8 protein-coding genes and 2 tRNA genes are annotated in these 8,951 nt (G+C 66.1%); 6 read left to right on the plus strand and 4 right to left on the minus strand.

All coding sequences use genetic code 11. From position 1 onward, the window contains the following. Window position 1: 1 nt before the first annotated feature. The 3 genes from ACLFQI_RS08795 to ACLFQI_RS08805 all read right to left on the minus strand — a co-directional run bounded on the left by ACLFQI_RS08795 (window position 2) and on the right by ACLFQI_RS08805 (window position 1,461). A tRNA-Phe gene (locus tag ACLFQI_RS08795) sits at window positions 2-77 on the minus strand. A gap of 75 nt (window positions 78-152) precedes the next feature. After that, window positions 153-1,355: an exo-beta-N-acetylmuramidase NamZ domain-containing protein gene (locus ACLFQI_RS08800; protein ID WP_410758569.1), complete on the minus strand. Its 1,203-nt coding sequence runs from the start codon at window positions 1,353-1,355 to the stop codon at window positions 153-155. Window positions 1,356-1,374: 19 nt separating this feature from the next. Next, a tRNA-Leu gene (locus ACLFQI_RS08805) sits at window positions 1,375-1,461 on the minus strand. Between the two features lie 72 nt (window positions 1,462-1,533). Here ACLFQI_RS08805 and queA point away from each other — a divergent pair. Continuing rightward, entirely contained in the window at window positions 1,534-2,721 is a 1,188-nt protein-coding gene (gene queA / locus ACLFQI_RS08810; RefSeq protein WP_410758571.1) for a tRNA preQ1(34) S-adenosylmethionine ribosyltransferase-isomerase QueA, read from the plus strand. 139 nt (window positions 2,722-2,860) lie between these two features. On the opposite strand, the gene msrA is transcribed toward queA, so the two are convergent. Beyond that, a complete protein-coding gene (msrA, locus tag ACLFQI_RS08815) occupies window positions 2,861-3,514 on the minus strand; it encodes a peptide-methionine (S)-S-oxide reductase MsrA (RefSeq protein WP_410758573.1) in 654 nt (217 codons plus the stop codon). A gap of 195 nt (window positions 3,515-3,709) precedes the next feature. Here msrA and tgt point away from each other — a divergent pair, with 195 nt between their 5' ends. The 5 genes from tgt (at window position 3,710) to ACLFQI_RS08840 (ending at window position 8,940) form a co-directional block, all read left to right on the plus strand. Then, window positions 3,710-4,810, plus strand: coding sequence for a tRNA guanosine(34) transglycosylase Tgt (gene tgt / locus ACLFQI_RS08820; protein WP_410758583.1), 1,101 nt, complete (start codon window positions 3,710-3,712; stop codon window positions 4,808-4,810). A 57-nt stretch (window positions 4,811-4,867) separates the two neighbouring features. After that, on the plus strand, window positions 4,868-5,197 hold the full coding sequence (gene yajC, locus ACLFQI_RS08825) for a preprotein translocase subunit YajC (RefSeq protein WP_410758575.1): 330 nt from the start codon (window positions 4,868-4,870) through the stop codon (window positions 5,195-5,197). Between the two features lie 136 nt (window positions 5,198-5,333). Beyond that, complete coding sequence (gene secD / locus ACLFQI_RS08830) at window positions 5,334-7,187, plus strand: protein translocase subunit SecD (protein WP_410758577.1); 1,854 nt, start codon at window positions 5,334-5,336, stop codon at window positions 7,185-7,187. Window positions 7,188-7,315: 128 nt separating this feature from the next. Continuing rightward, window positions 7,316-8,263 (plus strand): protein translocase subunit SecF, encoded by a 948-nt coding sequence (gene secF, locus ACLFQI_RS08835; protein ID WP_410758579.1) that lies wholly within the window; start codon window positions 7,316-7,318, stop codon window positions 8,261-8,263. Then, complete coding sequence (locus tag ACLFQI_RS08840; protein ID WP_410758581.1) at window positions 8,260-8,940, plus strand: 2OG-Fe(II) oxygenase; 681 nt, start codon at window positions 8,260-8,262, stop codon at window positions 8,938-8,940. Before secF ends, ACLFQI_RS08840 begins: the two co-directional genes overlap by 4 nt. The last annotated feature ends 11 nt before the right edge of the window (window positions 8,941-8,951 follow it).

An 8,951-nucleotide genomic window follows, 5' to 3' on the forward strand; every position in this document is an offset into this window, starting at 1 on the left:
ATGGTGCCCAGGGACAGAATCGAACTGCCGACACGGGGATTTTCAGTCCCCTGCTCTACCAACTGAGCTACCTGGGCGAAGCCCTTAATTAGACCCTACCGACGGGCTGACGTCAAGCATGTGCGACAAGAATTTTTGCCTCGCGCAGTCAATCAGTACAGCAAGAACGGCGCGCGCGTTTCAAGCCAAGATTGCTCGTCGCGAACCAGCAACTCGTCGAGATCGGCGGGCTCGGTGGTGGCATCGTCGATCCACTCCCGCAGCGCGGTGCCGCCGCTCAAGAGGTCGATGGCGAGGCGATCGGTCTCGTATTCGTAAGGGAAATCACGCCACAGCGGGTCGTCCGGGTACTCGGCGCGCAGCGCCTTCAAGAACAGCGCGACCAGCCGATAGGGGCGGAAGCGCCGATGATCGTAATGGACGCTGTCGGTATGGATCTGGAGTCCTTGGCAGAGCTGGCCTTGATGCTTGTGGAAACAGGGCTCGAAGCCGCAGCAGCGGATCAAGGCGCCCTGCATCCAGTCCGAGGCGAGGGTCTCCATGCGCCGCATCAGTCGGCGGCAGTCGAGATCGGGCGCGCCGATGACCTCTAGCGGCCTGGTCGTCCCGCGACCTTCGGAGAGCCGGGTGCCCTCGATCAGCACAGTCCCGGGGAAGCAACGCGCCATATTCAGGCTGGAGGCGTTCGGGCTGGGGTTGACCCAGGCCAGCTCGTCGCGCGGCCAGCCCCAGCCGGGGCCGCTCTCGGGGTCATAGCCCTCCATGCCGATCACCTCGCACTCGAGATCGAGCCGCTTGTGGGCGACCAGCCAGCGCGCCAGCTCGCCGAAGCTGAGTCCATGGCGCATCGGCAGCGGCGCGACACCGACGAAGCTGTGCCAGTCGTCCGCGAGCAGGCTGCCTTCGACCGGGCGCCCGATCGGGTTGGGGCGGTCGAGCACCCAGACCGCCTTGCCATGCTTGGCGCAGGCGTCGAGCACATAGGCCAAGGTGGTCACATAGGTATAGATGCGGGTGCCGATGTCCTGCAGGTCGACCAGCAGCACATCGAACCGGTCGAGCATGGCGTCGGTCGGATAGCGCACCTGGCCATAGAGACTGAAGACCGGGATGCGATAGACCGGGTCGATGTAATCATCGGACTCGATCATGTTGTCCTGCTTGTCGCCGCGCATGCCATGCTGAGGGCCGAAGGCGGCGGTGATGCGCAGGCCGCTGAGCGACATGAGCGCGTCGAAGCTATGGCGCCCGACATGATTGACCGAAGCGGGATGGCCGAGCAGGGCCACGCGCCGCCCAGCAAGGGGTCGGCGCAGGTGGCCATCGGCGAGGAAGCGATCGATGCCCAGGCGCATGCGTCGTCACCGAAAAGGTTGGTACCGGGGACGAGACTCGAACTCGTAAGGTGTTACCACCGGTGGATTTTGAGTCCACTGCGTCTACCAATTCCGCCACCCCGGCAGCGAACTTATAATTATATCCCCAACGTGCCAAAAGGGTACAGTCATCTCGCGAGGTTCTTGCACAGCATTCATGCGCCGCTCCGATTTCCATTTCGATCTACCGGACGAACTCATCGCCCAACGTCCCCTGAGCGAGCGCGGCGCCAGCCGCCTGCTCGCGCTCGATGGCCCGAGTGGCCGTCGCGACGACCTTGGCTTTCGCGATCTGCCGAGCCTGCTGCGCCCCGGCGATCTCTTGGTCTTCAACGATACCCGGGTGATCCCGGCGCGGCTGTTCGCGCACAAGGCGAGCGGGGGCCGGGTCGAGGTGCTGATCGAGCGCGTGGTCGACGCGCACGAGGCGCTGGCCCATGTGCGCGCCAGCAAGACGCCGGCAGCGGGCAGCGAGCTGCGCCTGGCCGCCGGCGAGCGGCTGCGGATGGTGGCGCGCGAAGAGGGACTGTTCCGGCTGCGGGCGCTGGATGCGACGCTGCCGGAACTGATGCGACGCCACGGCCACATGCCGCTGCCGCCCTATATCCGACGCGCCGACGATGCCGCCGACAGCGAGCGTTATCAGACCGTCTATGCCGAGCACGAAGGCGCGGTGGCGGCGCCGACGGCGGGCTTGCACTTCGATGCGGCGATGCTCGAGCGGCTGACCGAGGCCGGTATCGGAACCGCCCGCGTCACCCTGCATGTCGGTGCCGGCACCTTCCAGCCGGTGCGCGAGGAGGATCTGGACCGGCACCGGATGCATGCCGAATGGCTCGAGGTGAGCGAGGCGACGGTGGCGCGGATCGAGGCGACCCGCGCTGCCGGCGGGCGCATCATTGCCGTCGGCACCACCACGGTGCGCAGTCTCGAGACCGCAGCCGTTGCGGCGGCAAAAGCGGACGCGGCAATGGCGACCGCCAGCACACCGAGCGCCACGGCCGCACCCGCTGAAGACGCCCACGTCGCGGCGACAAGCGCCGCTGACGCGGCTGTCAGCGCCAGCGCCGGGGCAATCGCACGCACGGGCAAGATCGACCCTGGCCGGACAAGCCCGGTGCTCGCGCCCTATCGCGGCGAGAGCCGGCTGTTCATCCGCCCGCCCTACGCCTTCCAGGTGGTCGACGCGATGATCACCAACTTCCACCTGCCGGGCTCGACGCTGTTGATGCTGGTCTCGGCCTTCGCCGGTCACGCCGCGATCATGGCGGCTTACCGGCATGCGGTCGCCCAGCGCTATCGCTTCTTCAGCTACGGCGATGCGATGTTCCTGACGCGGCAATGACCGGAAGCAAGCAAGCGGACAAAAAAAAGCGCGGCGGGTGCCGCGCTTCAAAGATTACCACCAAAGGAGGATGGAGGAGTGCACCGGAGGACTGCGAACCTCCAGTGCATCGCTAGTCTCTTAAATACTAATCTAGTTGTCAACCCCCGATCGCATGCGCCGGATAGCGCACGCCGCAGCCACCGTGGCCGCAGTAGCCAGCCGGATTCTTGGCCAGATACTGCTGATGAGCGTCTTCGGCGTAGTAGAAGGTCGGCGCGGAAAGGATCTCGGTGGTGATGCTCGCGCGCTGACCGGCCTGCTCCAAGGCCTGTCGATACTGGTTCAGGCTGTTGCGGGCGGCCTCCAGCTGCGCGTCGTCGAACGCATAGATGGCAGAGCGGTACTGGGTGCCGACATCATTGCCCTGGCGCATGCCCTGGGTCGGGTCATGGCCTTCCCAGAAGGTCTTCAGCAACTGCTCGAATCCGATCCGCGCCGGGTCGTAGACCACCAGCACGACCTCGTTGTGACCGGTGTAGCCGGAGCAGACCTCTGCATAGGTCGGGTTCGGGGTCAGGCCGCCGGCGTAGCCAACGGCGGTGCTATAGACCCCGGGCAGGCTCCAGAACGCCTTCTCGGCGCCCCAGAAACAACCCATGCCGAACAGTACCTGCCGCATCCCTTCTGGAAACGGCGGCTGGAGCGGATGGCCGAGAACCGCGTGTCGGTTCGTGACCGACATCGCTTGCGCGCGACCGGGAAGCGCTTCCTTGGCGGTTGGCAGCGCGGTTTTCTTGCGGAACGGGAACATGGTGGTGGCCTCGGTCGGTATGATTGAACGCGAACGCGATGCCGTGAACGGCACCGACGAACGCTGTTCGAGGTTTGGGCGGACTCGCTCAAGCCAAGCCGGCCCGCAGCGTCCCCCCGCAGCGACCCGACCTAGGCCCGACTCCGGCCCGACTCCGGCCCGACCTCGACCCCAACAAGAGACAAGACGATGAGCCTGGACTTCCAGCGCCTGGCCAACGACGGCCGGGCCCGACGCGCTCGCCTGAGCCTGCCGCGCGGGCACATCGAGACCCCCGCCTTCATGCCGGTCGGCACCTATGGCACCGTCAAGGGCATGACCCCGGAGGAGCTGCGCGCGATCGGCGCCGAGATCATCCTCGGGAACACCTTCCATCTGATGCTGCGTCCCGGCACCGCGATCATCGAGCAGCTCGGCGGTCTGCATCGATTCATGCACTGGGACGGGCCGATCCTGACCGATTCCGGCGGCTTCCAGGTCTTCAGCCTCGGCGAGCTGCGCAAGATCAGCGAGCAGGGCGTGCATTTCCGCTCGCCGGTCGATGGCCGCCCGGTGTTTCTCGGGCCGGAGGCGTCGATGGCGGTGCAGCGCGCGCTCGGCGCGGACATCGTGATGATCTTCGACGAATGCACGCCTTACCCGGCGAGCGATGACGAGGTGCGCCGCTCGATGGAGCTCTCGCTGCGTTGGGCCGCGCGCTGCAAGCTGGCGCATGGCGACAACCCAGCGGCCCTGTTCGGCATCGTTCAGGGTGGCATGTCGCCGGCGCTGCGATCGGCGTCCTTGGCCGGGCTGCTGGAAATCGGTTTCGATGGTTACGCGGTCGGCGGACTCTCGGTCGGCGAGCCGCGGGCGGAGCGCTTGCGCGTGCTCGATCACCTCGCCGGCGAACTGCCGGAGGAGCAGCCGCGCTATCTGATGGGCGTCGGCAAGCCGAGCGATATCGTCGAGGCGGTGGCGCGCGGGATCGATCTGTTCGATTGCGTGATGCCAACGCGCAACGCCCGCAACGGCCATCTGTTCGTGCGCGGCGGCGTATTGCGCATTCGCAACGCGTGCCACAAAAACGACGACAGCCCGCTCGATGCGCGCTGCGGCTGCTACACCTGCCAGCATTACAGCCGCGCCTATCTGCACCATCTGGAACGCTGCAACGAGATCCTGGGCGCGCGTCTGAACACCATCCATAATCTGGCCTTCTATCAGGATCTGATGCGCGCCTTGCGCGCGGCCATCGCCGAGGGCCGCTTCGAGGCCTTCGCGGCACGGTTCTCCGCCACCGAGGATATGCCATAATAGGGAATTCGATCACCGCTGACACGCGCATCCCGCGCGGCCTATTGAGGAACTCCGATGAGCTTTTTCATCTCCGATGCCCTAGCCCAGGCCGAGGGCGCACCCGCCGGCGACCCGTTGCTCGGGCTGCTCTTCCCGATCGGTCTGATCGTCATCCTCTACTTTCTGATGATTCGGCCACAGATCAAACGCCAGAAGGAGCACAAGCGTCTGGTCGAGGGCTTGAGCAAGGGTGACGAGGTGGTCACCATGGGCGGCGTGGCCGGGCGCATCACCGACCTCGGCGACAACTTCGCGCAGGTCGAGATTGCCGACAAGGTCGTCATCAAGGTCCGCCGCCACGCGGTCGAGGCCGTGCTGCCCAAGGGCTCCCTGAAAGACCTCTGAGCGCGTCGAATCTATCGTTGGCAGCGGACCCTGCGGGCGCGCGGATATCCGCGGCCGATCCGCTGTCACCTGAGCGCGGCGCTCTGCTGGGCACTGTCACCAGCCGCTCCCCTTCGCCACTGGAAACCGCTTCCGTATGAATCAGTATCCTCTCTGGAAGAATCTGCTGATCCTCGCCGTGGTCTTGTTCGGCCTGGTGCTGGCCTTGCCGAACCTGTTCCCGCAAGACCCGGCGATCGAGGTTCGGGCAGTGGAAGGCGAGGTTGGCTCGGCCACCCGCGCCGAGATCGCGGCGGCGATGGAGAACGCCGGCGTGGCGGTGAAGGCGATCGAGGAACGCGAGGGCGGCACGGCGCTGATCCGCTTCGAGACGCCGGACGCGCAGCTGCGCGGTCAGGCGACCCTGGATCGCACCCTCGGCGAGGACTACCAGCACGCGCTGACCCAATCCCCCGACCTGCCGGGCTGGATCGAGGCGCTGGGTCTACAGCCGATGTTCCTCGGGCTCGATCTGCGCGGCGGCATCCATGTGTTGATCGATGTCGACATGGACGCGGCGGTGACCCAGGCGCTGGAGCGCTTCACCGGCGATATCCGCACCCTGCTGCGCAATGAGCGTGTCCGCTATCTCACCGTCGGCCATGAGGACGGGCGGATCGAGGTCCGCTTCCGCGAGGCCTCGGCGCGCGACGAGGCGGCGACGCTGATTCGCCGCGAGTTCCGCGATCTCGAGGTCACCACGGGCAGCCAGGGCGGCGACTTCTATGTCTATGGCAGTCTGCCGCCGGCCAAGCAGGAAGAGGTCAAGCGCTTCGCCCTGGAACAGAACATCACCACGCTGCGGAACCGGGTCAATGCGCTCGGTGTCGCCGAGCCGATCATCCAGCGCCAGGGCGAGCGGCGCATCATCGTGCAGCTCCCGGGCGCGCAGGATCCGGCGCGGCTGAAGGATCTGCTCGGCGCCACGGCCACCCTCGAATACCGCCTGGTCGATACCGAGCACGATGTCCAGGACGCGCTCGATGGTCGGGTGCCGGTCGGCGCCGCGCTCTACCGGGAGCGCAATGGCCAGCCGATCCTGCTCAAGCGCCGGGTCATCGTCACCGGCGATCAGATCACCAGTGCTGCGGCCGGCTTCGATCAGCAAAGCGGCTCGCCGATGGTCAGCGTCAGCCTCGACGGGCAGGGCGCAAGGCAGATGCGCCGCGTGACCACCGAGAACGTCGGCAAACCGATGGCGGTGGTGTTCATCGAGTCGCGCACGGTGACCCGCATGGTCGACGGCGAGCCGGTCAAGGAACGCGTGCGCAGCGAGGAGGTGATCAGCGTCGCCAACATCCTCGAGCCCTTCGGCCGCCGCTTCCAGACCACCGGCCTCGACAGCTCGGAGGAGGCGCACACCCTCGCGCTGCTGCTGCGCGCCGGCGCGCTCGCCGCGCCGATCGAGATCGTCGAGGAGCGCACCATCGGCCCGAGCCTGGGACAGGACAATATCGATCAGGGCATGCGTTCGATCTTGATCGGCCTGGCGCTGGTGGTGCTCTTCATGGCCTTGTATTACCGCGTGTTCGGGCTGGTCGCCGATCTGGTGCTGGCGGTCAATCTGGTGCTGATCGTCGCCGTGCTCTCGCTCTTGCAGGCGACGCTGACCATGCCCGGCATCGCCGGCATCGTGCTCACGGTGGGCATGGCGGTCGATGCCAATGTGCTGATCTTCGAGCGTATCCGCGAGGAGATCCGCAATGGCAGCACGCCACAGGCGAGCATCCACGCCGGCTATGACAAGGCACTCTCGACCATCGTCGACGCCAATGTCACCACGCTGATCGCCGCCATCGTGCTGTTCAGCTTCGGCACCGGCCCGGTCAAAGGCTTCGCGGTGACGCTGTTCATCGGCATCCTGACCTCGATGTTCACCGCCATCCTCGGCTCGCGGGCGTTGATCAACCTGATCTACGGTGGCCGCCGCGTGAAGCGGCTGGCGATCTGATCGGGCGCGCTCATTGGCGAGCTTAAGACAGTATCCAGCCACTGCTTCGACGGGCGAACCGGTATCCGGCAAGCGTTGCAAGCAGGACCTGGACAGCGACTAACCGGAGCATTCTCCAGAGCACTCTCATGGCCGACGCCCAGATCCTGAAAGACGCCAACATCGACTTCCTCGGCAAGCGCCGCATCGCGGCCATCGCCTCCGGGGTCGTCATGGTCATCTGCCTGCTGTCGATCCTGTTCCGGGGTTTCGACTTCGGCCTCGACTTCACCGGCGGCACCGTCATCGAACTCGGCTACGAGCAGCCGGTCGAGGTCGCCGAGATCAGCGCCGCGCTGGCCGAGGAGGGGATCGAGGGCGCGACCGTCCAATACTTCGGCTCGAACCGCGACATCCTGATCCGCATCGCACCGCAAGCCGACGAGTCGTCGAGCGCCGAACTCAGCGATCGGGTGTTTCGCCTGCTCGACGCCGACGCCGAGGGCGGGCTCGAACTGCGGCGGGTCGAGTTCGTCGGCCCGCAGGTCGGCGAGGAGCTGCGCGAGCAAGGCGGACTGGCGGTCCTGTTCGCCCTGATCGGCATCCTGATCTATGTCGCGCTGCGCTTCGAGTGGCGTTTCGCGGTCGGCGCGGTGGTGGCCCTGATGCACGACGTACTGTTCACCGTCGGCCTGTTCTCGATCCTCTCCATCCCCTTCGATCTGACCGTGCTGGCGGCGGTGCTGGCGGTGATCGGCTACTCGCTCAACGACACCATCGTCATCTTCGACCGCATCCGCGAGAACTTCCGCAAGATGCGCAAGGGCACGGTGATCGACATCAGCAACCGCTCGGTCAATCAGACCCTCTCGCGCACCATCATCACCTCCGGCACCACCTTGTTGGTGTTGCTCGCGCTCTACTTCCTCGGCGGCGCCGCGATCGCCGGCTTTTCGCTGGCGCTGATCATCGGCGTGCTGGTCGGCACCTATTCGACCATCTATATCGCGACTGCCGCAGCGGTCTGGCTCGGGATCAGTCGCGCCGACCTGATGCCGTCGGAAAAGGAAGGCAAGCTGGTGGACGATCGCCCATGAGCGCCTCGGCTCCGGGGACCGCCACGCCAGGCAGGACGGCTCAAGGGGCGGCGTCTCGGCCGAGCGCCGAGGAGACCGCAGCGTTTGGCGCTGACGCCCTGCGCAGCCTGCGCGAGGTCAAACCGGGCAGCTTCATCTTCGCGCGCCCCGCGGCGTTGCCGCCGGCATTCTGCGAGGAGGCCATCGCCCGCTTCGAGGCGCATCCGGAGCAGCAATACGCCGGCCGCATCGGTCAGCTGCGCGAGGAAAACGCCTCGGTGAAGAAGACCACCGATCTGGTGGTCAGCAACAAGGACGATTGGAAGGACGTCGACCGGATGTTCTTCCGCTCGCTCGGCGCCGCGATGCTCGAGCTGCGCGAAGCCTTTCCGTATTTCCAGGGGCCATTCAAGGATATCGGTTATCAGATCCAGCGCTATCGGCCCGGCGAATACTATCACTGGCATATCGACGGCGGCAGTCACGAACTCAGCCAGCGCCAGCTGGTGGCGCTCTGGTATCTGAACGATGTGCCGGGGCCGGGCGGCGAGACCGATTTCCGCTTCCAGCGGGTCAGCGTGCGACCCGAACGCGGCAAGCTGGTGCTGTTCCCGCCATTCTGGACCCATGAACATCGGGCCGCAGCGTTGCGCGACGGGCTCAAGTACATCGCCACCACCTGGGTGGTCTTCGCCTGATTTGGCGTGCG

The sequence above is a fragment of the Halochromatium sp. genome, assembly GCF_046541315.1.
GTDB lineage: Bacteria > Pseudomonadota > Gammaproteobacteria > Chromatiales > Chromatiaceae > Lamprobacter.